This window comes from Streptomyces sp. NPDC104313 (assembly GCF_055583985.1).
On sequence record NZ_JBVJMW010000015.1, the window covers coordinates 34297 to 58846 of the forward strand.

At 70.7% G+C, this 24550-nt stretch carries 26 protein-coding genes and 1 pseudogene; 15 read left to right on the forward strand and 12 right to left on the reverse strand.

What is annotated here, in order from left to right; genetic code table 11:
• The first annotated feature begins 164 nt into the window (after window positions 1–164).
• Window positions 165–1358, forward strand: coding sequence for an RtcB family protein (locus tag ACZ60Q_RS28775; protein ID WP_469640325.1), 1194 nt, complete (start codon window positions 165–167; stop codon window positions 1356–1358).
• An 80-nt stretch (window positions 1359–1438) separates the two neighbouring features.
• Here the strand turns inward: ACZ60Q_RS28775 and ACZ60Q_RS28780 are convergent, their stop codons facing one another.
• Entirely contained in the window at window positions 1439–2101 is a 663-nt protein-coding gene (locus ACZ60Q_RS28780; RefSeq protein ID WP_469640327.1) for an HAD family hydrolase, read from the reverse strand.
• 119 nt (window positions 2102–2220) lie between these two features.
• Window positions 2221–2961: a GntR family transcriptional regulator gene (locus ACZ60Q_RS28785; protein ID WP_469640329.1), complete on the reverse strand. Its 741-nt coding sequence runs from the start codon at window positions 2959–2961 to the stop codon at window positions 2221–2223.
• Window positions 2962–3306: 345 nt separating this feature from the next.
• Here ACZ60Q_RS28785 and ACZ60Q_RS28790 point away from each other — a divergent pair, with 345 nt between their 5' ends.
• From ACZ60Q_RS28790 to ACZ60Q_RS28805, 4 genes are read left to right on the forward strand one after another with little or no spacing between them, the layout of a single operon-like run.
• A complete protein-coding gene (locus tag ACZ60Q_RS28790) occupies window positions 3307–4455 on the forward strand; it encodes an extracellular solute-binding protein (RefSeq protein ID WP_469640331.1) in 1149 nt (382 codons plus the stop codon).
• Window positions 4456–4457: 2 nt separating this feature from the next.
• A complete protein-coding gene (locus tag ACZ60Q_RS28795; RefSeq protein ID WP_469640333.1) occupies window positions 4458–5408 on the forward strand; it encodes an ABC transporter permease in 951 nt (316 codons plus the stop codon).
• Window positions 5396–6244 carry an ABC transporter permease gene (locus ACZ60Q_RS28800; protein WP_469640335.1) on the forward strand — a complete coding sequence of 283 codons (849 nt, stop codon included), beginning with the start codon at window positions 5396–5398 and terminating at the stop codon, window positions 6242–6244. Before ACZ60Q_RS28795 ends, ACZ60Q_RS28800 begins: the two co-directional genes overlap by 13 nt.
• Entirely contained in the window at window positions 6241–7362 is a 1122-nt protein-coding gene (locus ACZ60Q_RS28805; protein ID WP_469640337.1) for an ABC transporter ATP-binding protein, read from the forward strand. Before ACZ60Q_RS28800 ends, ACZ60Q_RS28805 begins: the two co-directional genes overlap by 4 nt.
• 7 nt (window positions 7363–7369) lie before the next feature.
• Here the strand turns inward: ACZ60Q_RS28805 and ACZ60Q_RS28810 are convergent, their stop codons facing one another.
• Complete coding sequence (locus ACZ60Q_RS28810) at window positions 7370–8128, reverse strand: SDR family NAD(P)-dependent oxidoreductase (RefSeq protein ID WP_018961603.1); 759 nt, start codon at window positions 8126–8128, stop codon at window positions 7370–7372.
• Window positions 8129–8268: 140 nt separating this feature from the next.
• Window positions 8269–9003, reverse strand: a complete 735-nt coding sequence (locus ACZ60Q_RS28815) for a Mut7-C RNAse domain-containing protein (RefSeq protein ID WP_469640338.1) — start codon at window positions 9001–9003, stop codon at window positions 8269–8271.
• A 262-nt stretch (window positions 9004–9265) separates the two neighbouring features.
• On the opposite strand from ACZ60Q_RS28815, the pseudogene ACZ60Q_RS28820 reads away from it, so the two are divergent.
• Window positions 9266–9427, forward strand: a pseudogene (locus ACZ60Q_RS28820) (TIGR03086 family metal-binding protein); the annotation flags it as partial.
• On the opposite strand, the gene ACZ60Q_RS28825 reads toward ACZ60Q_RS28820, so the two are convergent.
• Window positions 9354–9707, reverse strand: a complete 354-nt coding sequence (locus tag ACZ60Q_RS28825; protein ID WP_469640340.1) for a hypothetical protein — start codon at window positions 9705–9707, stop codon at window positions 9354–9356. The pseudogene ACZ60Q_RS28820 and the gene ACZ60Q_RS28825 sit on opposite strands and share 74 nt — an antisense overlap.
• Window positions 9708–9950: 243 nt before the next feature.
• Window positions 9951–10535, reverse strand: coding sequence for a hypothetical protein (locus ACZ60Q_RS28830; protein WP_469640342.1), 585 nt, complete (start codon window positions 10533–10535; stop codon window positions 9951–9953).
• Between the two features lie 331 nt (window positions 10536–10866).
• Here ACZ60Q_RS28830 and hemL point away from each other — a divergent pair, with 331 nt between their 5' ends.
• Window positions 10867–12138, forward strand: coding sequence for a glutamate-1-semialdehyde 2,1-aminomutase (hemL, locus tag ACZ60Q_RS28835; RefSeq protein WP_469640562.1), 1272 nt, complete (start codon window positions 10867–10869; stop codon window positions 12136–12138).
• Entirely contained in the window at window positions 12135–12878 is a 744-nt protein-coding gene (locus ACZ60Q_RS28840) for a histidine phosphatase family protein (RefSeq protein WP_469640344.1), read from the forward strand. The genes hemL and ACZ60Q_RS28840 overlap by 4 nt, the downstream gene beginning before the upstream one ends.
• Before the next feature lie 192 nt (window positions 12879–13070).
• Here ACZ60Q_RS28840 and ACZ60Q_RS28845 read toward each other — a convergent pair whose 3' ends face one another.
• The 5 genes from ACZ60Q_RS28845 to ACZ60Q_RS28865 all read right to left on the reverse strand — a co-directional run bounded on the left by ACZ60Q_RS28845 (window position 13071) and on the right by ACZ60Q_RS28865 (window position 16757).
• Window positions 13071–13682, reverse strand: coding sequence for a TetR/AcrR family transcriptional regulator (locus ACZ60Q_RS28845; RefSeq protein WP_469640345.1), 612 nt, complete (start codon window positions 13680–13682; stop codon window positions 13071–13073).
• Complete coding sequence (locus ACZ60Q_RS28850) at window positions 13679–14053, reverse strand: alpha/beta hydrolase family protein (protein ID WP_469640347.1); 375 nt, start codon at window positions 14051–14053, stop codon at window positions 13679–13681. The genes ACZ60Q_RS28845 and ACZ60Q_RS28850 overlap by 4 nt, the downstream gene beginning before the upstream one ends.
• A gap of 239 nt (window positions 14054–14292) precedes the next feature.
• Entirely contained in the window at window positions 14293–15132 is an 840-nt protein-coding gene (locus ACZ60Q_RS28855) for an NmrA family NAD(P)-binding protein (protein WP_469640349.1), read from the reverse strand.
• Window positions 15129–15554 (reverse strand): nuclear transport factor 2 family protein, encoded by a 426-nt coding sequence (locus ACZ60Q_RS28860; protein WP_469640350.1) that lies wholly within the window; start codon window positions 15552–15554, stop codon window positions 15129–15131. Before ACZ60Q_RS28860 ends, ACZ60Q_RS28855 begins: the two co-directional genes overlap by 4 nt.
• A gap of 252 nt (window positions 15555–15806) precedes the next feature.
• On the reverse strand, window positions 15807–16757 hold the full coding sequence (locus tag ACZ60Q_RS28865; protein WP_469640352.1) for an NADP-dependent oxidoreductase: 951 nt from the start codon (window positions 16755–16757) through the stop codon (window positions 15807–15809).
• An 84-nt stretch (window positions 16758–16841) separates the two neighbouring features.
• On the opposite strand from ACZ60Q_RS28865, the gene ACZ60Q_RS28870 reads away from it, so the two are divergent.
• The 7 genes from ACZ60Q_RS28870 (at window position 16842) to ccsB (ending at window position 23809) form a co-directional block, all read left to right on the forward strand.
• Window positions 16842–17414, forward strand: coding sequence for a TetR/AcrR family transcriptional regulator (locus tag ACZ60Q_RS28870; protein ID WP_469640354.1), 573 nt, complete (start codon window positions 16842–16844; stop codon window positions 17412–17414).
• Between the two features lie 147 nt (window positions 17415–17561).
• Window positions 17562–17753 carry a hypothetical protein gene (locus tag ACZ60Q_RS28875; protein ID WP_469640356.1) on the forward strand — a complete coding sequence of 64 codons (192 nt, stop codon included), beginning with the start codon at window positions 17562–17564 and terminating at the stop codon, window positions 17751–17753.
• A gap of 435 nt (window positions 17754–18188) precedes the next feature.
• Window positions 18189–19445 (forward strand): polysaccharide deacetylase family protein, encoded by a 1257-nt coding sequence (locus tag ACZ60Q_RS28880; RefSeq protein WP_469640358.1) that lies wholly within the window; start codon window positions 18189–18191, stop codon window positions 19443–19445.
• 67 nt (window positions 19446–19512) lie between these two features.
• On the forward strand, window positions 19513–20115 hold the full coding sequence (locus ACZ60Q_RS28885; protein WP_469640359.1) for a TlpA family protein disulfide reductase: 603 nt from the start codon (window positions 19513–19515) through the stop codon (window positions 20113–20115).
• A gap of 64 nt (window positions 20116–20179) precedes the next feature.
• Window positions 20180–20902 carry a cytochrome c biogenesis CcdA family protein gene (locus ACZ60Q_RS28890; protein ID WP_469640564.1) on the forward strand — a complete coding sequence of 241 codons (723 nt, stop codon included), beginning with the start codon at window positions 20180–20182 and terminating at the stop codon, window positions 20900–20902.
• Between the two features lie 4 nt (window positions 20903–20906).
• Complete coding sequence (resB, locus tag ACZ60Q_RS28895; RefSeq protein WP_469640361.1) at window positions 20907–22727, forward strand: cytochrome c biogenesis protein ResB; 1821 nt, start codon at window positions 20907–20909, stop codon at window positions 22725–22727.
• Window positions 22724–23809, forward strand: coding sequence for a c-type cytochrome biogenesis protein CcsB (gene ccsB / locus ACZ60Q_RS28900; RefSeq protein ID WP_469640363.1), 1086 nt, complete (start codon window positions 22724–22726; stop codon window positions 23807–23809). Before resB ends, ccsB begins: the two co-directional genes overlap by 4 nt.
• A gap of 230 nt (window positions 23810–24039) precedes the next feature.
• Here ccsB and ACZ60Q_RS28905 read toward each other — a convergent pair whose 3' ends face one another.
• Window positions 24040–24396 (reverse strand): PLD nuclease N-terminal domain-containing protein, encoded by a 357-nt coding sequence (locus ACZ60Q_RS28905; protein WP_469640566.1) that lies wholly within the window; start codon window positions 24394–24396, stop codon window positions 24040–24042.
• Between the last annotated feature and the right edge of the window lie 154 nt (window positions 24397–24550).

Here is a 24550-nt window from a genome sequence, read left to right on the forward strand (position 1 = left end):
CCGTCCCAGGCTCCCTTCGGTACGGAAAACGGGTTGCCGCCCGAAGGCGGCCGATGGACACAATGTGTATCGCACGCGCCGCTGTGAATGCCGGTCGGCCAACAGGTTTGCCGATCTTGGCACCGGTTTTGCGCTTTCAGTCTTTTCGGGGGAATCGAGGAGTTATGTCGTACGTGGAGGTACCGGGGGCGAAGGTTCCCATCCGGATGTGGGCGGACCCCGCGTCGGTCGAGGACGTGGCGATGCAGCAGCTGCGCAACGTCTCCACGCTGCCATGGATCAAGGGTCTCGCCGTCATGCCCGACGTCCACTTCGGCAAGGGGGCGACGGTCGGGTCGGTGATCGCGATGCAGGGCGCGGTGTGCCCGGCCGCGGTCGGGGTGGACATCGGCTGCGGGATGTCCGCGGTCAAGACGTCCCTCACCGCGAACGATCTTCCCGGCGACCTGTCACGGCTGCGCTCCAAGATCGAGCAGGCCATTCCGGTCGGCCGGGGGATGCACGGCGACGCGGTGGACCCGGGGAAGCTGCACGGGTTCCCGACGGCGGGATGGGACGACTTCTGGGGGCGGTTCGGGGGGATCGCCGATGCGGTCAAATTCCGCCAGGAACGCGCCACGAAGCAGATGGGAACGCTCGGATCGGGAAATCATTTTATCGAGTTCTGTCTCGATGAGACCGGTTCTGTCTGGTTGATGCTGCATTCCGGTTCGCGGAACATCGGCAAGGAGCTGGCCGACTTCCACATCGGCCAGGCGCAGAAGCTGCCGCACAACCAGGACCTGATCGACCGCGATCTGGCGGTGTTCATCGCGGACACCCCGCAGATGGCCGCCTACCGCAACGACCTCTTCTGGGCGCAGGAGTACGCGAAGTTCAACCGGGCGATCATGATGGGGCTCTTCCAGGACGTGGTCCGCAGGGAGTTCAAGAAGGCCCGGGTGGCCTTCGATCCGGTCATCTCCTGCCACCACAACTATGTGGCGGAGGAGCGGTACGAGGGCATGGACCTGCTGGTCACCCGCAAGGGGGCGATCCGGGCGGGGTCCGGTGACTACGGGATCATCCCGGGGTCCATGGGCACCGGTTCGTACATCGTGAAGGGCCTCGGCAACGAGAAGTCGTTCAACTCGGCGTCGCACGGCGCGGGCCGCCGGATGAGCCGGAACGCGGCGAAGAAGCGCTTCTCGACCAAGGACCTTCAGGAGCAGACGCGCGGCGTGGAGTGCCGTAAGGACTCCGGTGTCGTGGACGAGATCCCGGCGGCGTACAAGCCGATCGAGCAGGTCATCGATCAGCAGCGGGATCTGGTCCAGGTCGTCGCGAAGCTCAAGCAGGTGGTGTGTGTGAAGGGCTGAGGCACTCCCGGGCCGAAGGAGCCCGCCCCGGCCCCGCCCCGCCCCCTGTACGTCGCGTGGTCCGGTGGTCCCGCCGGGCGCTACGGCGTTCCCGTCAGGTCCGCCTCCGTCAGGTCCGCCTCCGTCAGGGAGGCGACCAGCACCGTGCGCGGGCCCGGCTCGATGCCGGGCACCGAGGGGACGGCGAGCAGCCGGCACCCCGCGGCCAGGGCGGCGGCCGCGCCCGTGGGGGTGTCCTCGACGGCCAGGCAGTCCCGCGGGGCCACCCCGAGCGCGGCCGCCGCCGCCAGGTAGGGGTCGGGGTACGGCTTGCCGCGCGCGCTCTCGCCCGAGGCGACCGACGTGTCGAACCGGTGGCGGCCCAGGGTGTCGAGCACCAGGTCGGCCACATGCCGCTCGGACGCGGTCACCAGGGCCGTCGGCACCCCGAGCGCGCGCGCCCGGTCCAGGAGCCGGAGAGCGCCGGGCTGGACGGTCACCCCGGCCGCCACCCGCGCGGTGAACTCCCGGTCGAGCCGGGCGGCGGTCTCCGCCTCCGACAGGGCGGTGAGGCCGTCGTGCACGAGACGGCCGGCCGCGTCGGCCACCGCGGCGCCCGCGAACGGGGCGAGGGTGTCCGCGTCCGTCGGGAAGCCCTGCGTCCGCAGAAACCCGGCGACGGTGTCCAGCCAGGCGTGCTCGGTGTCGACGAGGGTGCCGTCCATGTCGCACAGCAGGGCGGCGGGGCGGGGAAGCGGGGGCATACGGGGCTCGCTGTTCCTGGAGGGTGGGGTGGACCGGGTGAACCCGCTGGTCCTTGTGGTCCGGCGGGGGTGGGGCCCGGGCCCTGTGGGGCGGAGACGGGGCGGGGCCGCCCCGCGTGTCAGTCGGCGGCGGTGCGCACCAGCGGATTGGCCTGCACCGAGTTGCGGACGGTGAAGACGACCGAGCCGGGCCGGTAGCGGTCGTCCGAGGTTTCGACGGGACGGCCCTCGGACGTGGTCGTGGTGCGGCGCACCCGCAGCAGCGGGGAGCCGCGCCGGACGCCCAGCTCCCGGGCGTCCGTGGTGCCGGCGGCGACCGCGTCCAGATGGTGCTCGCCGTGGTCCATGACCACGCCGGCCTCCTCGTACAGGCTCTGGGTGACCGACTCGCAGTCGTCCGGCAGCGCTTCGACGGCCGCCGCCGCCCACCCGGCGTACACCGTGCGCTCCAGAAGCGCCGGCTCGCCGTCCAGGGTGCGCACCCGCAGGACGTGCAGGACCGGGTCGCCCGGGGCGAGCCGGAGTTGGGCGGCCTGTGCCTCGGTCGCCTTCGCACGGCGTGACCGGAGCACCAGGCCGCCCGGAGTGCGGTCGCCGGCCCTGGCCCACTGGGCGAAGCTGCGCAGCTCGGTGAAGCTCTGGCTGGGTGTGGTGGACAGGACGGTCCGGCGGGCGCCCTGCCGGGACCCGATCAGCCCCTCCGACTGGAGCGTGCCGAAGGCCTGCCGGAGGGTGCCCCGGGATACGCCGTGGGCCAGGGCCAGTTCGGACTCGGACGGCAGCTCGGAGCCCACCGGGTGGGTGCCTTCGGCGATGGCGCGGCGCAGCTCATCGGCGATCTGCTGGTGCCGTCGGGTCACGTCTCTCCTGGGGGCTTGAGGCTCGGTGCTTCGGGCTGCCGGGCTTCCGGGGAGGGGATGCGCCGGACGCGCGGTGCGTGGTGGGTGCGCGGGGACGATCATGCCATCCGCGCGAGGCGCGGCGCATCTCCGGGCTGTGCGCAGCAGGTGGATTCCTCAAAAGTGTGAACCCTGCGTCTAACCGCTTTGGGGGCAGGTAAACCTACGTCTCTATAACGCTTCTGACCTGCACTTTTTACCTCATCAAAGCTTTACCCGCTGGTCACCTGACTGCTAACTTCGGCTGGCTTACTGACGATGGCTTGTCCATACAGGTGGCTCGCCGAAGACCCAGGAGTACGCATCGTGAAGGCACACCATCCCCGCCGCGTCCTGACCGCCGCGGCCCTCGCCGGCCTCACCGCCTTGGTGGCCACCGGCTGTGGCTCCGCACCCGAGGACGCCGGTGCGAAGAACAGCAGGGCCGCGAAGGCGGAGTCGGCCGCGGCCCTCGGCGGTATGGAGAAGCTCGTCGCGGCGGCGGAGAAGGAGGGCAAGCTCAACGTCTACGCCCTCGCGCCGGACTGGGCCAACTACGGCGAGATGATCGCGGCCTTCGAGAAGAAGTACGCCATCGAGGTCAACAACGAGGACCCGGGCGGCAGCAGCCAGGGCGCGTTGAACGCCGCGGCCAAACGCAAGGGCCAGGACCGTGCCGTCGACGCGCTGGACCTCGGCACCTCGTACATGCAGGAGGCCAGGAAGCAGGACCTGCTCGCGGCCTACAAGGTCGAGGGCTGGGACGACATCCCGGACACGCAGAAGCAGCCGGACGCCTCCTTCATGAACAACTACGGCGGCTTCATGTCCATCGGCTGCGACGCCAAGGCCGTCAAGAACTGCCCCGGGACGTTCGAGGACCTGCTGAAGCCCGAGTACCGGAACAAGGTCGCGCTCAACGGCGACCCGACCGAGTCCAGCTCCGCGCTGGCCGCCGTCGTCGCCGCGTCGCTGGCCAACGGCGGCTCCCTGGACGACGCGCAGCCGGGGCTCGACTTCTTCCAGGAGCTGAAGAAGAAGGGCAACTTCGTCCCCGCGAAGTCCACGCTCGCCACCATCCAGCAGGGCGAGACGCCGATCTCGATCGACTGGGACTACCTCAATCTGGGCTACGGTCAGAAGCTGAAGCCCAAGGGTGTCGACTGGCAGGTCGTGGTGCCCGCCGACGGTCCGTACTCGCGCTACTACAACCAGGGCGTCAACAAGCACGCCCCGCACCCGGCGGCAGCCCGTCTGTGGCTGGAGTTCGTCTACAGCGCCGAGGGCCAGAACATCTGGCTCAAGGGCTTCTCGCGCCCGGCGCTCCTCGACGCGATGAAGAAGGACGGCACCGCCGACAAGGCCGCCGTCGCCCAGATCCCCGAAGTCCACGGCACTCCCGAGGAGCCGACCGCGGACCAGGAGGCGAAGGCCAAGGAGACGGTCGTCCAGGGCTGGGGCAAGGCGGTCAGCTGACCATGGCCGACCAGACCGCACTCTCCGTCGCGGGCTCCGCGCCCGCGCCGGGCCCCACCGCTCCCGGGCCCTCCGCGCCGCCGGTACGGAACGACGGCGCCCGCCGCCGTGGCGCGCGGCGGCACCGGTGGCCCGTCGTCGTCCCCTTCTTCGCTTTTCTCGCGGTGTGCTTCGGGCTGCCCGCCGGGACCATGGTGTACGGGGCGTTCACCGTCGTGGACTCGGCGAGCGGCGCCGGCCGGTTCTCGACGGACAACGTCAGCGGGTCGCTGTCCGGGGCCTACGCGACCGGACTGACCGGCAGCGTCGAACTCTCGCTGGTGACCGCAGTGCTGGCGACGGTGATCGGCACGCTGATCGCTCAGGCTGTCGTCAGTTCGCCGCGGCCGGCGTTGCGGGGCATCGTCGTCTCGGCCGGCGGGGTGCTCGCCAACTTCTCCGGCGCGCCGCTCGCCTTCGCCTTCATCGCGACGCTCGGCACCACCGGCACGGTCACCCAGCTGTTCCACCTGGACCGTACGGGCTTCAGCCTCTACAGCTTCACCGGCCTGGTGCTGGCCTACCTCTACTTCATGGTCCCGCTGATGGTGGTGACCGTCCTGCCCGCGCTCGACGGACTGCGCGCCCAGTGGCAGGAGGCCGCCGCCTCCTGCGGGGCGACCCGGGGGCAGTACTGGCTCCACGTCGGTATCCCGGTGCTGACGCCCTCGCTGCTCGGCGGCACGGTGCTGATGTTCGGCACGGCGTTCGCCTCGCACGCCACGGCCGCCGTGATGGTCGGCTCGTCGCAGCCGCTGATCACCATCCAGATCGCCAACGCCCTCAACGGCAACGTCCTGGTGGGCCAGGAGAACCTCGCCCTCGCCATGAGCCTCAACATGGTCGTGATCGCGCTGCTCGTGATGGCCGTACAGATACCGCTGCAGCGCAGGAGTACCCGATGGCTCGGATGACGTTCACCTCGCGGGGCATCGTCCTGCCGCTCGCCGCGCTGTACTTCCTGGTTCCCATCGGCGCCTCGATCTGGTTCAGCGTCAACGAGGTGGAGGGCGTCAGCTTCGACGCGTACACGAAGGGGCTCGGCACCGAGGGGCTGACCACCAGCCTGATGCTCTCGGTGCGCCTGGGCCTGGCCACCATCGTCTGCGGACTGCTCCTGATGGTGCCGACCCTGGTCGCGGTCGCGCTCTATCTTCCCCGACTGCGCCGGACCGTCGAGATCCTGTGCATGATGCCGCTGGTCGTCCCGCCGATCGCGCTGGTCGCTGGTGTCACCACGGTGCTGTCCTGGGAACAGGACCTGGCCGACACCCCCCTGTACCTGACCTTCCAGCTCCTGCGGGACGAGGACTTCCCGCTGGTCCTCGTGCTCGTCTACACGGTCATGTCCCTGCCGTTCCTGTACCGCTCGCTGGACGCCGGGCTGCGCGCCGTCGACCTGCGCACCCTCGTCGAGGCCGCCCGCAGCCTGGGCGCCTCGCGCCCGCAGACCCTGTGGCAGGTCGTCGTGCCGAATCTGCGGACCGCCGTGGTGGGCGGCGCGGTCCTCAGCCTGGCCATGGTGTTCGGCGAGTACACCGTCGCCTCCGTGCTCTCCTACCGCCCGTTCTCCGTATGGATGGTGGAGGTCAAGGACTCCGAGGCACAGCTCTCGGTGGCGGCCGCGATGCTGAGCCTGCTGATCACCTGGGGGCTGCTGCTCCTGCTCACCACCCTGGCCGGCGGTCGCAGCCGCCGTCGTACGCGCAGGGACTCCGTCCGCGAGAACCGAAGGAAGACCGTGTCATGACCGTTCCCGTGCACCTCAAGCAACTGCGCCGGAAGTTCGGCTCCACGGTCGCTCTCGACGGACTCGACCTGGACATCGCCGCCGGTGAGATGGTCGCCCTGCTCGGGCCGTCCGGCTGCGGCAAGACCACCGCGCTGCGCATCATCGCCGGGTTCGAGAGCGCCGACGGCGGCGAGCTCCTGATGGACGGCCAGGACGTCACCCCGGTCCCGGCCAACCGCCGTGACATCGGCATGGTCTTCCAGTCGTACAGCCTGTTCCCGAACATGACGGCCGCCGAGAACATCGCGTACGGCCTGCGGGTACGCGGCCGGGCGAACGCCGAGCGCGAGGAGCGGGCGCGGGAGCTGCTGGACCTGGTCGGGATGCCCGGCCGCGAGGGTCACTACCCGCACCAGCTGTCCGGCGGCCAGCAGCAGCGCGTCGCGCTCGCCCGCGCGCTGGCGATCCGGCCCAGGGTGCTGCTCCTCGACGAGCCGCTGTCCGCCCTGGACGCCAAGGTCCGGCTCACCCTCCGCGAGGAGATCCGGCGCATCCAGCTGGATCTCGGCATCACCACCGTCTTCGTCACCCACGACCAGGAGGAGGCGCTGTCCATGGCGGACCGCGTCGCCGTGATGAAGGACGGGCGGCTCGAACAGTGCGCCGCGCCCGGCGAGTTGTACGACCGCCCGGCCACGCCGTTCGTCGCCGAGTTCGTCGGCGCCATGAACCGGCTGCCGGGCACCGTGCGGGACGGCGGGGTCGTCGAGCTGTTCGGGCGGCGGCTGCCCATCCACGGCGAGCTGCCCGCCGCCGGCGCCGAGGTCGACGTACTGCTGCGCCCCGAGGGCCTCGCGGTCGGCGCCGCCGACGACGGGGCGGGCACCCCCGCGACCGTACGGGTGGCGACCTTCCTCGGTGCCACGACCCGGCTGCACCTCACCACGGACTCCGGAGCCGCCTGCAAGGCGGACCTGCCCAGCTGGGAGGCGACCGCGCTGGTGCCCGGAGCGCGCTGCACGATCACCCCGCACGACCACCCGGTGCTCGTCGCCGCGCGAGGCGTCGCCGGGTCCGCGTCCGGGTCCGGTGCCGCGTCCGGGTCCGCGTCCGCGTCCGGGTCCGCGAAGAAGTGATGCGGGCTCACCCGGTGCGGTGGACCTTCGTGTTGGAGGCCTGGGCGCGGGGGCGGACCACGAGGAGGTCGATGTTGACGTGGCTGGGGCGGGTGACGGCCCAGCCGATCGTGTCGGCCACGTCCTCGGCGGTCAGCGGGGCATCGACGCCCGCGTAGACCTTGGCGGCCTTCTCCGTGTCGCCGCGGAAGCGGGTGGTGGCGAACTCCTCGGTCCTGACCATGCCGGGCGCCACCTCGATGACGCGGACCGGGGTGCCGACGATCTCCAGCCGCAGGGTCTCGGCCAGGACGTGTTCGCCGTGCTTGGCCGCCACGTAGCCGCCGCCGCCCTCGTACGCGGACAGCGCCGCCGTGGACGAGAGGATCACGATCGTCCCGTCGCCGCTCGCGGTGAGGGCGGGCAGCAGCGCCTGGGTGACGTTGAGCGTGCCGATCACGTTGGTCTCGTACATCTGACGCCAGTCGGCGGGGTCACCGGTCGCGACGGGGTCGGCCCCGAGCGCCCCGCCCGCGTTGTTGACGAGGACGGCGAGGGAGCGGAACGCGGTGGCGAACTCGTCGACCGCCGCGCGGTCGGTGACGTCCAGGGGGTAGGCCGTCGCCTGGTGACCGGCTTCGGTGATCTCGGCGGCCAGCGCCTCGATGCGGTCCTTGCGGCGGGCGGTCAGCACGACCCGGAAGCCGGCGGCGGCCAGCGTACGGGCGGTCGCGGCGCCGATGCCGCTGCTCGCGCCGGTGATGACGGCGATGGGGGTGGCGGCCATGGCGATCTCCTCGGACTGCTGATCGGGTACGGGGAGAAGGATAGGCAGGCGGTGCGGGGCGCCCCGTGCGCGGGAGGCCACGACCGGGGACCGCGCCGGGCCCGCGGCTCGCCGGTCCGGCATGATCCGAACGAAGGGCCCTACGCCGGCGCACCCCCGAATTCGGTCATCGCCTCGGACACGATCGTCTCCAGGTGACCGTGATGGGCGCCGCGCCAGTAGACCCGGGAGCACTCCGCGCACTGGGCGAACACGTCGTACGCCTCCTGGGTACCGTGTTCGAGCAGTCCGTTCACGGAGTCCTTCGTGGCCCCGGCCAGCGTGCCGTTGCACGCGGTGCAGCGGGTCCACGGTGCCAGGACCGGGGCGAAGCGGCCGAGGACGTCGCGGAGTTGCTCCGCGGGGCGGTCGCTGTAGACGTACGCCCCCGCCCAGAGCTCGCGGCGGCGCAGCAGCCCGCGGTCCCGGGAGAGCAGGACGCGCCGCTCCCGTGCGGAGAGGGTGGCCAGGGCGGGGTCGCCGATGTCCTCGCTCTCGTACGCCGCGTCGACGCCCAGGAGCCGCAGCCGGCGTGCCAGCGTCCCGAGATGGACGTCGAGGAGGAAGCGCAGGGGTGCGCCGGGGACCTGCTGGGGTCGTTCCACGGCGCGTACGTCGACGTGCTCGCCGGGGCCGGGCACATGCGAGCGGTCCGTCGGGGCGCCGTTCACCAGCAGCGTTCCGGCCTCGGTGAGCGGGACGCCGAGGGACTCGATGACATGGCCGAGGGTCGAGGAGCCGTCCGTGACGAGGGAGGTGGGCCCGCCGCGGCGGTCGTGCGGGACGAAGAGTCGCAGCTCAGAGGCTACTTCGAGGGTGATCTCGGGTCCGTTCACCCGGTCAGGATGCCACCGGGACGGGACGGGCTGCCACGGATTTGGCCGGGATTTGGTGCGGAGCGGCGGCGGGCTCGCGGCGGCGGAAGCGCACGTGCGCGAACAGGGCCGGGGCGCCGACGATGCCCCCGGGTGTCGCGGCGAGGTCCGGCGGCCATATCCCGATTCTGGTCCCGCGTCCTCCGCGCGCCTGTCGTGTTTCCTCAAGACGTCGGGCGCGCTCGGGCGCGGGGTGGGAGGCATGACACAGACGATCGGTGAGAGCGTGCTCGACGAACTGGGGCCGGCGCTGGCTCCGCAGGTCCGGGAGACGAAGGTGTTCGGTGAGCCGTTCCCGGTGGGGGAGGGGGCTAGCGCTTTCGAGCGGCTGCTGGCCGTGACGGGCCGCGACCCGGGGTGGCGCCCGCCGGGGCCCACCGGGGCGCCTGGGACTCATGGGGTGCCTGGGGCGTGAGCTCGGCGGGCGGTCCGGCGGGGCGTGGGGCGGCCGTGGCGTCGTAGAGGGGGCCGAGTGCGGCGTGCGCGTCGGCGACGATCTCCTCGGCCAGGAGCAGCATCTCCTGCTCCGCCAGCCGGGCCGCCCGGTGGGTGTAGGGGGAAGGGGGCGCCGGATGCCTGCGGCGCCACCAGCAGTCGCAGGCCGCGTAGATGCCGCTGCCGAAGACGAGCACGGGGATGGACAGGGCCAGCAGAACGTCGCCCACGACGGACCTCCTCGATGGTCGGGTGTCCTGTGCATCGGCGCCCGGGGCGGGTCGGCTGAAGACCGGCCGTCAGCCAAAACCGCGCAATATATGGCTGGATCTTGACCGAATATGTGCACGTGGGTGCGTCCGTTTGAACGCTTCGGCCAGTTGTGCGGGCCAGGTCCCCGGCGATGCCGGTCCCGATGGCCCGGCACGCCCGGCACGCCCGGCACGCCCGGCGGGTCCAGGCAGGCCGGCGGGTCAGGGCCAGACCAGGCAGTACGCCTGATGCCCCGCGTCGTGCAGCCGGTGGGAGAAGTCCTGCCACTCGTGGAGCAGCCGGTAGACGTGGAAGGCGTCGCGCGGCCCACCGCGATCGGGGACCGTGGACCAGATGAAGGCCGCCGCGCCGACCGACTCCTCGCCGACGCCGCGCAGCGGGTCGACGACGGTCATCGGGAGCTTGACCACGGCGTAGTCGGGGTGGAGGACGACCAGTTCGAGCGGGGGCACCTTGTGCAGGGGTATGCCCTGGATTCCGGTCAGGACCATGGCGGCCACGGTCTCCGGCTTGATCTTGGTGAACATGCCGCCCATGCCCAGCTCGTCACCGCCGAGCTCCTCCGGGCGCATCGAGATGGGCACGCGTGCGGCGGTGGCCCCGTCCGGGGCGCCGAAATACTTGTACGTCACCCCCATCCCGCCCCCGCTCCTGGTCCCGGGGGGCGGCGTGCTGTCCGCGCCCCTGCTCTGTGCGCGCTCCGCCCTGCGCCGGTGCCGCCCTCGCCGGGCAGGCTCGGGCCCCAGGTCGTCGGTCCCCTCGCCCACTCCGCCACCGCGATGCATATCTCATCCACCCGACTACTTCTTAGGAGGCACAGCCCCCGCCGCGCAACCCGATCATCGTGTCAGTGACCTCCCCCGCGGGCGTGCGGTGAAACACCTGCCCGCAAGACCGTCCGTGCCTCTGACACCATGGCATGTGTGAGCTTTCCCTATGACGCCCCAGTTTCGCAGATGCGAGGGGGCTGACGCTCTTTCGTGATACGAGGGGAGCGCGCTCCCTGCTCACCGGTGGCCGAGATTGTTAGGGATTTCCCGGCCCGGCCTCCCGATACCCGAATCGCAGATCAGGACCAAAGTGGCGTATTCATACGAAGCCCCAGTTTCGCAGTCGCTGTTCGACCGGGCGTCCGTCGTGACGCCCGGCGGCGTGAACTCTCCCGTGCGTGCTTTCCGGGCCGTGGGCGGTACACCCAGGTTCATGGTGTCCGGCACCGGTCCGTACCTCACCGACGCCGACGGCCGCGAGTACGTCGACCTCGTGTGCTCGTGGGGGCCGATGATTCTCGGCCACTCCCACCCCGAGGTCATCGCCGCGATCCAGGAGGCGGTCTCCCGGGGCACCTCCTTCGGTACGCCGGGTGAGGGCGAGGTCGCGCTCGCCGAGGAGATCGTGGCGCGCATCGAGCCCGTCGAGCAGGTGCGCCTGGTCTCCTCCGGAACCGAGGCGACCATGTCGGCGATCCGGCTGGCCCGCGGTTTCACGGGCCGGGCCAAGGTCGTGAAGTTCGCCGGCTGCTACCACGGGCACGTGGACGCGCTGCTCGCCGCCGCCGGGTCGGGCCTGGCCACCTTCGGGCTGCCCGACACCCCGGGAGTCACGGGCGCCACGGCCGGGGACACGGTCGTGCTGCCGTACAACGACCTGGACGCGGTGCGCGCCGCCTTCGCCGCGCACCCGGGCGAGATCGCCTGCGTGATCACCGAGGCCTCGCCCGGCAACATGGGCGTCGTCCCGCCGGCGGACGGCTTCAACGCCGGGCTCAAGGAGCTGTGCGCGGCGAACGGCGCGCTGTACATCTCCGACGAGGTCATGACGGGCTTCCGTACGTCGAAGACCGGCTGGTACGGCGTCGACGGTGTCCGGCCCGACCTGATGACCTTCGGCAAGGTGATGGGCGGCGGCTTCCCCGCCGCGGCCTTCGGCGGTCGCGGCGACGTGATGGCGCACCTGGCCCCGGCCGGCCCGGTCTACCAGGCGGGCACCCTCTCCGGGAACCCGGTCGCCACCGCCGCCGGGCTCGCCCAGCTGCGGCTGCTGGACGACGCGGCGTACGCGAAGCTCGACGCGGTCTCCGCCGAGCTGCGCGCTCTGGTGGGCGACGCGCTCGCCGAGGCGGGCGTCGCCCATACGGTGTCCGCCGCCAGCAACATGTTCTCCGTCTTCTTCACCGACGAGCCCGTCCGTGACTACGACGACGCCAGGAAGCAGGACGTCTTCCGCTTCTCCGCGTTCTTCCACGCGATGCTGGAGCAGGGCGTCTACCTGCCGCCCTCGGCGTTCGAGTCCTGGTTCGTCTCCACGGCCCATGACGAGCGGGCGGTCGAGCGCGTCGCCGCCGCCCTGCCCGCCGCCGCCCGTGCCGCGGCGGAGGCCACCGCATGAGCGAGAACGCGAACGGAAGGAATGGCGCCGACGCGAACGGCGAGAGCGTCAACCGCGACGAGCAGCTGACCGTGGTGCACGTGGTCCGGCACGGCGAGGTGCACAACCCGGACGGCGTGCTCTACGGTCGCCGCCCCGGCTACCACCTTTCCGACCTGGGCCGGAAGATGGCCGACCGGGTCGCCGACCACCTGGAGAAGCGCGACATCACCCATGTCGTGGCCTCCCCGCTGGAGCGCGCCCAGGAGACGGCCGCCCCCGTCGCCAAGGCGCACGGACTGGACCTCGCCACCGATGCCCGGCTGATCGAGGCGGCCAACGTCTTCGAGGGCAAGACCTTCGGCGTCGGCGACGGCGCGCTGCGCAGGCCGGACAACTGGAAGCACCTCACCAATCCGTTCAAGCCGTCCTGGGGTGAGCCGTACATCGAGCAGGTCGTCCGGATGATGGGCGCGATCGACGCCGCCCGGGACGCGGCGCGCGGGCACGAGGCGGTCTGCGTCAGCCATCAGCTGCCGATCTGGATCCTGCGCTCCTTCGTCGAGCGCCGCCGCCTGTGGCACGACCCGCGCAAGCGGCAGTGCACGCTCGCCTCGCTGACGAGCTTCACCTACCGGGGCGACCGGATCGTCTCGGTCGGCTACTCGGAGCCGGCCCGGGACCTGGTGCCCGTGCACCTGCTGGCCGGGGCCAAGCCGGTGAAGGGGAAGCCGGGGCAGTCCAAGGCGTTCGGCGCGTAGCCACCGCCGCGAGGAGCCCCTGGGGCCGGGACACTCCGGGGACACGGCAGGGCGATCCGGGCCACCCCGTACGGCCTGGCGGTGCTCAGCCTGCGCCGGCCCCACCAGAGGTTCGGTAGGGAGGAACCTCCCGGAGGCCTCGCCGCCTCCACCCTGTCGGCGGTGTTCGGGCTGTAGCCGTGGAGGGGTTGGTCAGGCCTCGTCGGGCGCTCGGCGCCGGGGTGTGCCCGAGCCGGCGCCGAGCACACTGTCGACATGGGCCGCGAGTGCGGCCCGCAGGTCGTGGGGGGACATCTTCCGGTGGTCGATCAGGTGGGCGACGAGGTCGGCGCGGACGGCGGCGAGCAGCGCGTGGGAGGTGAAGTCCGCGTTGTGGACACCGGGCACTTCAGCCAGTTCCGTGCGCAGGGTGTCGTGCCACCAGCCGTAGTGGTCGGCCTGGTAGGGGCTGCTGAGTCCGGCGTCCTCTGCGGCCGACATCAGGTTCCGGTTGTCGATCTTGAAACTCAGCGAGGCGTCGAGGAGTTCCCGCACACGTCGGTGCGGTGAGGATCCGGTCGCCTCCTGGGCTTTCCGTACGGCTTGCTGCAGGGGTTCGAGGCGGGAAGCGATGACGGCGCCGATCAGGCCGGCGCGGTCGCCGAAGCGGCGGAAGAGGGTGCCCTTGCCCACGCCCGCGGCCGCGGCGATGTCGTCCATCGACACGCTGTGGGGGCTGCGGCTGGCGGCGAAGAGGCCGTCGGCGGCGGCAAGGACGGCCTCTCGGTTGCGCAGGGCGTCCGCGCGCTCCGGGCGCTGGGTCATAGGTCCTCCGTGGTCTTCGGCCCGTCCGCGGCGTGGCGTCCGACCGGCTGGAGCGTGTCGTCGAGCCAGTCGAAGATACGCGCTACGGCGAGGCGGATCGCGCCAGGGTGACAGTGGGCGTCGGCTCCCTCTTCCTCAGTGAACGTCAGAAGCGTCTTGGATGCGGTGAGGTGCCGGTACAGCCTGCGCGGATCGGATTCCCCGGCGGCGGGCTGCCCGGGGCCGTCGAAGGTGAGGACGTGGTAGCCGCGTTCTTGTCCGGCGAGTGCGCCGAGGAAGTGGAGTTCCTCGGCGGCGCCGTCGAATCCGTTGTGCATGACCAGCGTCGGCCTCGGGCCTTCGTCGGCCGCCCGGTAGAAGTAGCCGCGCAAGACGGTGTCCTCGTACGGGATCTCGACGGGCGTGACGTCGGGGAGGTGGGCGATGGCGTCGCGGAAGCAGGCGCTCGGCGGTGGACAGCCGGGCGTCGTGCCAGCCGTCGTAGTCGCCGGAGGTGATGCGTGAGGCGGTGGCGATGACCTCGCCGACGTCGGAGCCGCCTATGCGGCGAGACCGAGGTTGCGCAGTGTCTCGAACCAGAACGCCGGATCGTCGTGGAACATCAGCCGTCTCATCGGACCTCCCGTTCGGCGAACGCGCGCAGCGTCCCCGCGGGGCGGCCGGTGAGGCGCTCGACGGTGTCGGTGGTGCGGTCCTCCGCGCCGTCGGCGATGGCACGGTCCATGCCGGCCAGCATGGTGGCGAACTCCAGCGGGATCTCGGCCGCCCAGCGGTCGCGCAGCTCCTCGAAGGTCAGGTGCCGGTGCGTGACGGGCCGGCCGGTGACCTCGGTGATGATCGCGGCGACCTCGTCGTAGCTCAGCGCCTGGGGCCCGGTCAGGATCAGGTCGGTGTCGGGGGCCTGCTCGTCGGTCAGGGCGCGTACGGCGACGGCGGCGATGTCGGACGCGTCGATGAACCCGACACGGCCGTCCCCCGAGGCCGTCCGGATGGCGCCCTCCTCACGGATGCTGCGCGCGTGGGGGGTGTGGCCGGCGAAGTTCTGCATGAACCAGGACGGACGCAGCACGGCCCACTCCTGGAACAGGCCGGGCAGTTCCTCGTGGACCTGCCCGACCGCCGGGCCGCCCGCGGGGATCGCGGAGGAGCTGAGCAGCGCCGCGCGGCGCACGCCCGTCGCGCGGGCTTGGCGCAGGAAGGGGAGCATGACCACGGCCGGGTCGGAGGAGCCGATGGGCGGGACGAGGTAGACGCGATCGACGTCGGCGAGGGCCCCGTCCCAGGTCGCGGGCTCGTTCCAGTCGAAGCGGACGGCCTGCGCGCCGTCGACCGGGGTGGCCTTGCGGCCGGCGGCCTTGACGCGGTGGCCTTCGGTGATCAGGCCGGCGGTGACGCGGCTGCCCGTGGTGCCGGTGGCCCCGATGACAAGAGTGGCGTTGGTGGTGGTCATCGGTTCGCTCCCACGAAGTCGGCGCCGGGCTGCTGAACGGACAGGGGGTTCCAGTAGTCGCGGTAGGAAGTGATGAGCCCGTCCTTGACCGTGACCACGGCGATGTAGGTCATGTCGAAGGGGCTGCCGCTCTCCACCAGGCGTCCGACCCCGCGCATCTCCACCACGATCGTCTCCGGCGCGGTGGTCTGGTGGACCGTCACCTCGGGGAAGTCGTGCAGGTCGACGTGGTCGGGGTAGTGGCGCATGTACGCGCCGACCGCGGCCTTCCCCTCCAGCCGTACGGGCCAGCCCTCGGGCGCGAAGGGGAACTCCAGGACACCCTCCTCGTCCCACAGGTCCACCCAGCCCGCGATGTCCTTCTCCAGCAGCAGGCGCAGACCGTGGTGGTACAGCTCCGCGGCTGGCATCGGCGTTGTCATGATCAAGCCTTCCATCCCGTTCGAAGACACGGCGATCGCGGCCCGGTGGGTACGGCCGTTCATCACGGGACCGGCCCGGACACGCGTGATAGCTCCTCCTGGCAGGCCACCCGAAAGGACGGGACGCCGGACCAAAACGGACTGTCGGTCCGTATGAGTGTGACCATACGGACCGCTGGTCCGATTCGCAAGGCCGAGGCCTGACCCCGCTCCTCGTCGGGGCGGTCTCGCTTTGTCAGGCCGGCAGGACGATCACAGGACGAGCATGAGCTTGCCGCCGGGTCGGCGGGACTGGCTGAGCTCGGCCGCTTCCTGGATCTGGTCGAGCGTGTAGGTGCGGGCGACCGGTACGACCAAGATGCCTTCGCCGGCGAGCCGGGCGAACTCGTCCATCTGCTCATAGCGGATCTCGGTGGTGGTCCGGACGCCCAGCTCGGCCGCGGCGGCGAAGTCCGAGACGGTGAGCACACGGTCGGGATCCCCGGTCAGCCCGATCAGGGCCGGTAGCGAGCCGCCGGCCGGACTTGGCCGGTCGGCGCGGTCGATCCGGCCCCCGGTCGGCGCCGTGTCCAGGGCGCGGTCGACGCGGCCCCCGGCCAGTGCGCTGACACGTTCGGCCATGCCCTCGCCGTAGGCGGTCACCCGGGCGCCGATCTCATCCAGGACCGCGGCCCGAGTCGGCCCGGCGGTGGCGATCACCCGAACGCCCCGGTGCAGCGCGAAGCGCACCGCCGCCTCACCCACGGTGGTACCCGCGCCGTGGACGAGCAGCAGCTCATCCGGCTGGACGTCGAGGTCCTCGAGCGCGCGCCACGCCGTCTCGGCCGCCATCGGCAGCGCGGCGGCCTGCTCGGCGGTGACGCCTTCGGGGATGCGTGCCCAGGCCGGCATCAGCGCGTACTCGGCGGCGCCGGCCGTCGGGCCGTGGAAGGTGGCCGGGCCGAACACGCGGTCGCCGATCCGGACGCCGGTGACGCCCTCGCCGAGCGCGTCGACGGTGCCCGCGATCTCCAAGCCGAGCCCGCGCGGCAGCGGCGGCAGATGGTCGGCGAGGAGACCGTCGACGACGTGCCAGTCGGCCGGTGTCAGGCCGCACGCCCGCACGGCGATCCGGATCTGACCGGGTCCCGGCTCCGGCTGTGGGACGTCGCGGAGCACGATCACGTCCGGGGGCCCGAACCGGTCGAACTGAAGAGCCTTCATGACGGTCTCCCAAGTGATAACAGCATCTGTTGTCATCGACGATATCAGCGTGACGACAGATGCTGTTGTCGTACCCTGGTGGGTATGCCGAGATGGGAATCCGACGCACAAGGCCGACTCGAGCGCGCGGCGCTCGAGCTGTTCGAGACACAGGGATTCGAGCGCACCTCGGTCGCGCAGATCGCGGGCGCCGCCGGTCTGAAGGAGCGCTCCTTCTACCGTTACTTCCCCGACAAGCGGGAAGTCCTCTTCGCCGGTAACGAACTCGAGGCCCACCTCGTCGCCCAGGTCGAGGCGACCGACCCGGGCCTCACGCCGATCGAGGCGCTGCTGACCGCGCTGAGATCCGCCGAGGGGATCTTTCGCCCGCGCGAGTTCCTGCTGCGCCGCGTCAGAGTGATCGCCGCCAACCCGGCACTGGCTGAGCGCGATCTGATCAAACTCGCCGACATCGCCGACGCGCTGGCGTCGGCGCTGGAGCGCCGCGGCGTCGAGCCCGGCAAGGCGCGCTTCATCATCGACGTGGTGCTGGCGATCCACCGGCGCGCCACGTCCCGCTGGCTGGCCTCCCCGGACGCCTCCCTCTCCCAGCTCATCTCCCAGGCCTCCGACGAGTTGCGCGAGGCGGTCACGCTGTCGGCTCCGACGGCCCGCTGAGTCGGCCCAGGACTCCCGAAGCTGTCCGCGACGGACCTGAAGGTGCCCCGTCCCTGGTCGGCCGACATGGCCTGACCGAAGTGGCCCCTTCCCGCTGCGCGAACCCTGCAACAAGGTCGTGACCAGCGGCAACGCACTACCTTGCGCTTGGCCTCGCCGGCCGGTGCGGGCACGGACAACACGATGTACCGGCTCGGCGACCAGCTGCTCATGCGGCTGCCGCGCACCCCGGACAACGCGCAGGCCGTCCGGAAGGAGCGGGCATGCCACAACGGCGGCCGCGACCACGCCTGCTGGCAGGGGCTCCTGGCCGACGCCCTGGTGGAAACCTTCCAGTAGGGCGACCCAGGGGTGGTCCAGAGGCGGTCCAGAGGCGGCCGGCAGGTGGCCGCCGGGCGGTCTCCGTGCCCGCGCGCGAGTTCGACGATCCAGGAAAGCCGATCCGGCGGTACCGGCCGGTGGCCTCAAACCATCGGCACTGACCGGGGGCACCGGCCGTCGGCTCTGACCGGTGGCCCCCGATGCCGGCCGGTGATCCGTCGGTCGACGGCAGAACTGCGGAGGGCCACTCCTGCGTCCCCCACCAGGGCTGCCCGTAAAGACGTGCGAGCGCCGTACATGCGTAGCACCGAGATCAGGCGGACGGCCGGTCGGCTCGCAAGGTAAAGCGTAAAAAAAGTCCCCAAATGCACGGAACCGACGTGTTACGCGCCTCATCTAACCCTTCAGCAGTTTGTATGAGCTTGAGATAAAACGACCGCAGATGGGGATGGCATGCGCGACATCGATCGAAGGGGCCTGCTCGGGGCGGGGCTCGGCGCCGCAGCCGCGATCGGCCTCGCCGGCTGTGGCTCCTCGGGCTCCTCCGGCGACGGAGGGCCCGGCCAGGGCGGCAGAGGCGACACCGGTGGCAACGGCAACAGCACCGGAAACGGCGCGTCGAAGAAGAAGGTCCGGCTGATCGGTGACGGTTCGACGGCCGACACCGGCAAACAGCCCAACCAGCCGCAGGCGCCTGTTCCGCTCGAACCCGGCCAGAAGCCGCCGCAGTTCGTGATCTTTTCCTGGGACGGTGCGGGTGAGGTCGGCAACGGGCTCTTCCCGCGCTTTCTCGAACTGGCCAAGGAACACGACGCGGCCATGACGTTCCTCCTCTCCGGCATCTATCTGCTGCCCGAGTCGAAGAAATCCCTCTACCGTCCGCCGAACAACCCCCGCGGCGCCTCCGACATCGGCTATCTCACCGACGATCACGTCAAGGACACGCTGAAGTACGTGCGCCAGGCGTGGCTGGACGGCCACGAGATCGGCACCCACTTCAACGGGCATTTCTGCGGTGGTTCCGGATCCGTGGAGCGCTGGACGCCCGCCCAATGGCACAGCGAGATCAATCAGGCCGTGTCGTTCGTCACGGAATGGCGGACGAACACCGGCTGGGAGGACGAGGATCCGCTTCCGTTCGACTATCGCAAGGAACTGATCGGCGGCCGCACTCCCTGCCTGCTCGGCCAGGACAATCTCCTGCCGACCGCGAGCAAACTGGGCTGGCGCTACGACGCCAGCTCGCCGGGCGGCCGTCAGACCTGGCCCGTGAAGCGCGGCGGTGTCTGGGATCTGCCGCTACAGGCGATGCCGTTCCCCGGACACTCCTTCGAGGTGCTCTCGATGGACTACAACATCCTCGCCAATCAGTCGAAGAATTCGACGAAGGGCATGCCCTCGCGTTATCCGGGTTGGCGGACCCAGGCGGCCGGGGCGTATCTCGCCGGTTTCCAGCGCGCGTACGAAACGAATCGCGCACCGTTCTTCATCGGCAACCACTTCGAGGAGTGGAACGGCGGCATCTATATGGACGCCGTGGAAGAAGTGATCAAGAAGGTGGCGGACAAGGACGACGTGCGTCTCGTCTCGTTCCGGCAGTACGTCGACTGGCTCGACGTACAGGACCCCGCCGTGCTCGCCAAGCTCCGGACGCTGGACGTCGGACAGGCGCCCACCGGCGGCTGGAACTCCTTCTTTAAACAGGCTTGACAAGGGGCTTTACGGGCACTGAGGGGGGCGCGGGGGAGCCCGGAATCTGCCATGCGAAACTTTTCACATGAGCTTTGGCCGCGCATCCCGACGCCGCTTCACCCTGCTCGCCGCCACCGCTGTGGCCGGTGCCCTGACGCTGTCCGCGTGCAGCGGGGGCAGTAAGGCCGGAGGCGGCGGCAACACCAACTTCATCGCCGGCAGCGGAGGCGTCTCCACCGTCGCGAAGGGCGACCGGGTGGCGGCGCCGAAGCTCGACGGCGAGGCTCTGGACGGCAAGCCGCTCGACCTCGCCGACTACAAGGGCGACGTCATCGTGCTCAACGTCTGGGGCTCCTGGTGCGGCCCCTGCCGGCTGGAGGCGAAGTACTTCGCGCAGGTATCCGAGGAGACGGCGGACCAGGGCGTCCAGTTCGTCGGCATCAACACCCGGGACACCGAGCGGGACGAGCCGATCAACTTCGAGAAGGACTACGGGGTCGAGTACCCGAGCTTCTACGATCCGATCGGCAAGCTCATCCTCCGCTTCCCCAAGGGCACCCTGAACCCGCAGGCCATCCCGTCCACCGTGGTCATCGACCGGGACGGGAAGATCGCGGCCCGCACGCTCCAGGCGCTCGACGCGGACGGGTTGCGCAAGATGATCGACCCGATCATCGCGGAGAAGTGATCCAGTGATCCCGTTCGCCGCCCACCACGAGACCGTCACGCTGGCCGCGTACAACGAGACCGTCATGACCGGGACGCTCCTGGTGTCCCTGCCCATCGCCCTGCTGGCCGGTCTCATCTCGTTCTTCTCCCCGTGCGTGCTCCCCCTCGTGCCCGGCTATCTGAGTTACGTCACCGGGGTCAGCGGCACCGACCTGGCCGACGCGCGCCGAGGCCGCGTCGTGATGGGGGCCACCCTCTTCGTGCTCGGCTTCACCGCCGTCTTCGTCTCGGGCGGGGCCCTCTTCGGCTACTTCGGCCAGGAGCTCCAGTCGCACGCCGGGGTGCTCAACAAGATCCTCGGCGTCCTGATGATCCTCATGGGGATCTTCTTCATGGGGCGCCTGCCGGGGGTGACGCAGCGCGAGTTCCGGTTCCACAAGCGGCCGGTGACCGGACTGGCCGGCGCACCGGTGCTGGGCGCGCTCTTCGGGATCGGCTGGACCCCCTGCATGGGGCCGACCTTCGCCGCCGTGAGCACGCTCGCTTTCACCGAGGGCACCGCCGGACGTGGCGCGATACTGACCGTCGCGTACTGTCTCGGTCTCGGTGTCCCGTTCATCCTCGCCGCGGTCGCCTTCCGCAAGGCGCTCGGAGCGTTCGGCTGGATCAAGCGCCACTACGCATGGGTGATGCGGATCGGCGGCGGCATGATGATCGTGACCGGAATCCTGCTGCTGACCGGTGTGTGGGCCACGTTCATGCAGCACATGCAGAGCTGGACCACCGGCTTCGTTGTAGGGATCTGAGTTCATGGGCAAGTCGAACAGCACGCGGACGCGGCAGCGCGAGGACGAGCGCGGCCAGGGCTCCGCCCACGGCGCGGCGGGCGAACAGCTCTCCACCGCGCCCCGCGAGGAGCGCCCCGACACCGGGGCGGGCGTGCCCGCGATGAGCGTGATCGGCTGGGCGCGCTGGTTCTGGCGTCAGCTCACCTCGATGCGGGTCGCCCTGATCCTGCTCTTCCTGCTCTCCCTCGGTGCCATCCCGGGGTCGCTGATCCCGCAGACCAGCGTCGACGACATGAAGGTGCAGGCCTTCAAGGACCAGCACACCACCCTCACCCCGATCTACGAGAAGCTCCAGCTCTTCGACGTCTACAGCTCCGTGTGGTTCTCCGCGATCTACATCCTGCTGTTCGTCTCGCTCATCGGCTGCATCGTGCCGCGCACCGGCCAGTTCGTGGGCCAGCTGCGCAGCCGTCCGCCGGGCGCGCCGAAGCGGCTGACCCGCCTGCCCGCGTACACCACCTGGCGCACCGGGGCCGAGCCCGAGGAGGTCCGTGAGGCGGCCCTCGCCGTCCTGCGCAAGCGGCGCTTCCGGGCGCACGAGGTGGGCGACGCGGTCGCCGCCGAGAAGGGCTACCTCCGCGAGACCGGGAACCTGGTCTTCCACATCGCCCTGATCGTGATGCTGGTGGCCTTCGCCTCCGGGCAGCTCTTCAAATCCGAGGGCGGCAAGCTGATCGTCGAGGGCGACGGCTTCTCCAACACGCTCACCCAGTACGACGACTTCAAGTCGGGCTCGCTCTACGACTCCGACTCGCTGGCCCCGTTCAGCTTCGTGCTCGACGAGTTCGTCGGTACGTACGAGAAGAGCGGTCCCCAGCGCGGCACCCCGCGCACCTTCGAGGCCCGGGTGACGTATACCGAGGGTGCCGACGGCGCGGAGCGCAAGGACGTCATCAAGGTCAACGAACCGCTCGTCGTGGACGGCACCAAGATCTATCTGATCGCCCACGGCTACGCGCCCGTCGTCACCGTCCGGGACGGCAGGGGGAAGGTCGTCTCGCGGTCCGCGGTCCCGCTGCTGCCGATCGACAACAACGTCACCTCGTCCGGCGCCATCAAGGTGATGGACGGCTACAAGGACAAGAACGGCAAGAAGACCCAGCTGGGCTTCAAGGCCTTCTTCGTGCCGACGTTCGCCGGCGAGGGCAAGGGCCAGATGTTCTCGCAGTTCCCCGGCCTGGACTTCCCCGTGCTGGCGCTCAGTGCCTACCGGGGCTCCCTGGGCGTCGACTCCGGGCTGGCGCAGAACGTCTACCAGCTCGACACGTCCAAGATGAAGGAGTTCAAGGGCGAGGACGGCGAGCTCCTCAAGAAGATGCTGATGCCGGGCGAGAAGCTGGACCTGCCCGACGGTGCCGGTTCCATCACCTTCGAGGGAACCGAGGAGTGGGCCAGCTTCCAGATCTCGCAGCAGCCGGGCAACGGCTGGGCGCTCGGCGGATCCGTCGCCGCCATCGCCGGCCTCGCCGGCTCGCTGTTCATCCAGCGCCGCCGGGTGTGGGTGCGGGCGGTCCGGGGCGCCGACGGCGTCACGGTGGTGGAGATGGCGGGGCTGGGTCGCAGCGAGTCCGCGAGGCTCCCCGAGGAACTGGGCGACCTGTCGGCCGCTCTGGTCGCCACGGCACCCGTCGCCCCCGCCGCCGCCAAGGCCCCGGACACGCCGGAGAAACCGGTCACGCCGGACGGGCCCGGTACGACCGACGCCACGACCGACGCCACGAACGAGGCCGGGAGCCGGCCCGTACATCCTGCCGAAGCACCTGCCGAAGGGGCTGAGAAGTGAATCTCGCCGCCGCGACCAACGAGAGCCTGGCGAACACCAGCAATGTGCTGATCTATTCGTCGATGGCCGTCTACACCCTGGCCTTCTTCGCGCATATCGCGGAGTGGGTCCTCGGCAGCCGCAGCAAGGTCGGCCGCACCGCCGCCGCGCTGTCCGCCCCCGGGGCCGGTGCCTCCGCCTCCGCCGCCACCGCGGGGAAGGCGCGCGCCGGTGGCACGGCCGTGCTGGACCGGCCCGAGGTCATCACCCGCTCCGCCACCGGTACGCGTGACGTGCCCGACGGGCCGGGTGCGGCCGGCGGCACGTTCAAGGGCGACCTGTGGGGCCGGATCGCCGTCTCGCTGACCGTGGTGGCGTTCCTCGTCCAGGCGAGCGGCGTCGCCACCCGCGCCCTGTCGGTGCAACGGGCCCCCTGGGCCAACATGTACGAGTTCTCCATCACCTTCTCCACGGTGGCGGTCGGCTCCTACCTGGTGCTGCTCGCACTGAAGAAGAACGTCCGCTGGATCGGCCTCCCGCTGGTCACCACCGTCCTTCTGGACCTCGGCATCGCGGTCACGACGCTCTACACCGACAGCGACCAGCTGGTGCCCGCGCTGCACTCGTACTGGCTGTGGATCCACGTCTCGACCGCCATCATCTGCGGAGCCGTCTTCTACCTCGGCGCGGTCGGCACGGTCCTCTACCTCTTCCGCGACAGCTACGAGAACAAGCTCGCCTCCGGTGGCACGCCCGGGAAGTTCGCGACCTCGGTCATGGAGAGGCTGCCCTCGGCGTCCTCGCTGGACAAGTTCTCCTACCGGATCAACGCGGCCGTCTTCCCGCTGTGGACGTTCACGATCATCGCCGGCGCGATCTGGGCGGGCGACGCCTGGGGCCGGTACTGGGGCTGGGACCCCAAGGAGGTCTGGTCCTTCATCACCTGGGTCGCCTACGCCGCCTATCTGCACGCCCGCGCCACCGCCGGCTGGAAGGGCCGCAAGGCCGCCTACCTGGCGCTCGTCGCCTTCGCCTGCTGGCTGTTCAACTACTACGGCGTGAACATCTTCGTCTCCGGCCTGCACTCCTACGCGGGGGTCTGAGCCGCGACCACACACGGCAGCCCCCGGACGGGAATCCGTCCGGGGGCTGCCGTGTGTGCCGGGTCAGTGCGGCCCGGAGTCCAGGACCGCCGCGCGGTGGCCGAACGCCTCCGGGGAGTACGGGGGCCGTGGCAGCCGCCCGTGCCGCTCTCCCCGACCGCGCCGAACGGCGGTCCGAGGCGGCTGGACGGGCCTGCGGCAGCCCGGTGCCGACCGCTCCCGCCGGTCCGTCAGGACGCGGGCGGGGCCTTGTCGTCGGGGTTCGTACCGCTGTCGCGGCGGCCCCGCTCCTCCTCGGCGTCGGGCTCGGCGTCCTGGTCGTCCTTGAGCGACTTGAGGAAGTCCGGGTTGTCGTCCGGGGCCACCCACTGCCGGCGCCTGTTCCGCTGCCATGAGCCGGGTCCCGTACCCCCGGCCCTGTTGTGGCGGTTCTTGCCGGCGGCGAGCCACACGATGGGCCCGACGATCCAGAACAGCAGGATGATGAAGACCCAGGCGATCTTCGGCAGATGCTTGGTGTCCTCCTCCGTGGTGTTCAGGCAGTCGATGAACGCGTAGATCGTCAGAGCCAGCGGGACGATGAACATCAGGGCTCTCATGGTGCGTCCCCCAGGAAGCGGCGGCGGGCGGGATGAGCCCGGTGTCGCGGCCAGGGTACCGGCTCGGCATGAACGAACCGGGGCCCGGAGCCGGACCTGCCCGGGCGCGTGCGCGGACGCTCGGCGGACTTTCGGCGCGCGG

Coding starts and splice junctions, on each gene's coding strand:
- resB (WP_469640361.1), top strand. CDS start 20,907: ATGGGCAAGTCGAACAGCACGCGGACGCGGCAGCGCGAGGACGAGCGC.
- ACZ60Q_RS28890 (WP_469640564.1), top strand. CDS start 20,180: ATGACCGGGACGCTCCTGGTGTCCCTGCCCATCGCCCTGCTGGCCGGT.
- ACZ60Q_RS28805 (WP_469640337.1), top strand. CDS start 6,241: ATGACCGTTCCCGTGCACCTCAAGCAACTGCGCCGGAAGTTCGGCTCC.
- ACZ60Q_RS28845 (WP_469640345.1), bottom strand. CDS start 13,682: ATGACCCAGCGCCCGGAGCGCGCGGACGCCCTGCGCAACCGAGAGGCC.
- ACZ60Q_RS28860 (WP_469640350.1), bottom strand. CDS start 15,554: ATGACAACGCCGATGCCAGCCGCGGAGCTGTACCACCACGGTCTGCGC.
- ACZ60Q_RS28780 (WP_469640327.1), bottom strand. CDS start 2,101: ATGCCCCCGCTTCCCCGCCCCGCCGCCCTGCTGTGCGACATGGACGGC.
- ACZ60Q_RS28905 (WP_469640566.1), bottom strand. CDS start 24,396: ATGTTCATCGTCCCGCTGGCTCTGACGATCTACGCGTTCATCGACTGC.
- ACZ60Q_RS28880 (WP_469640358.1), top strand. CDS start 18,189: ATGCGCGACATCGATCGAAGGGGCCTGCTCGGGGCGGGGCTCGGCGCC.
- ACZ60Q_RS28870 (WP_469640354.1), top strand. CDS start 16,842: ATGCCGAGATGGGAATCCGACGCACAAGGCCGACTCGAGCGCGCGGCG.
- ACZ60Q_RS28830 (WP_469640342.1), bottom strand. CDS start 10,535: ATGCATCGCGGTGGCGGAGTGGGCGAGGGGACCGACGACCTGGGGCCC.
- ACZ60Q_RS28810 (WP_018961603.1), bottom strand. CDS start 8,128: ATGGCCGCCACCCCCATCGCCGTCATCACCGGCGCGAGCAGCGGCATC.
- ACZ60Q_RS28795 (WP_469640333.1), top strand. CDS start 4,458: ATGGCCGACCAGACCGCACTCTCCGTCGCGGGCTCCGCGCCCGCGCCG.
- ACZ60Q_RS28840 (WP_469640344.1), top strand. CDS start 12,135: ATGAGCGAGAACGCGAACGGAAGGAATGGCGCCGACGCGAACGGCGAG.
- ACZ60Q_RS28855 (WP_469640349.1), bottom strand. CDS start 15,132: ATGACCACCACCAACGCCACTCTTGTCATCGGGGCCACCGGCACCACG.
- ACZ60Q_RS28800 (WP_469640335.1), top strand. CDS start 5,396: ATGGCTCGGATGACGTTCACCTCGCGGGGCATCGTCCTGCCGCTCGCC.
- ACZ60Q_RS28865 (WP_469640352.1), bottom strand. CDS start 16,757: ATGAAGGCTCTTCAGTTCGACCGGTTCGGGCCCCCGGACGTGATCGTG.
- ACZ60Q_RS28775 (WP_469640325.1), top strand. CDS start 165: ATGTCGTACGTGGAGGTACCGGGGGCGAAGGTTCCCATCCGGATGTGG.
- ACZ60Q_RS28885 (WP_469640359.1), top strand. CDS start 19,513: ATGAGCTTTGGCCGCGCATCCCGACGCCGCTTCACCCTGCTCGCCGCC.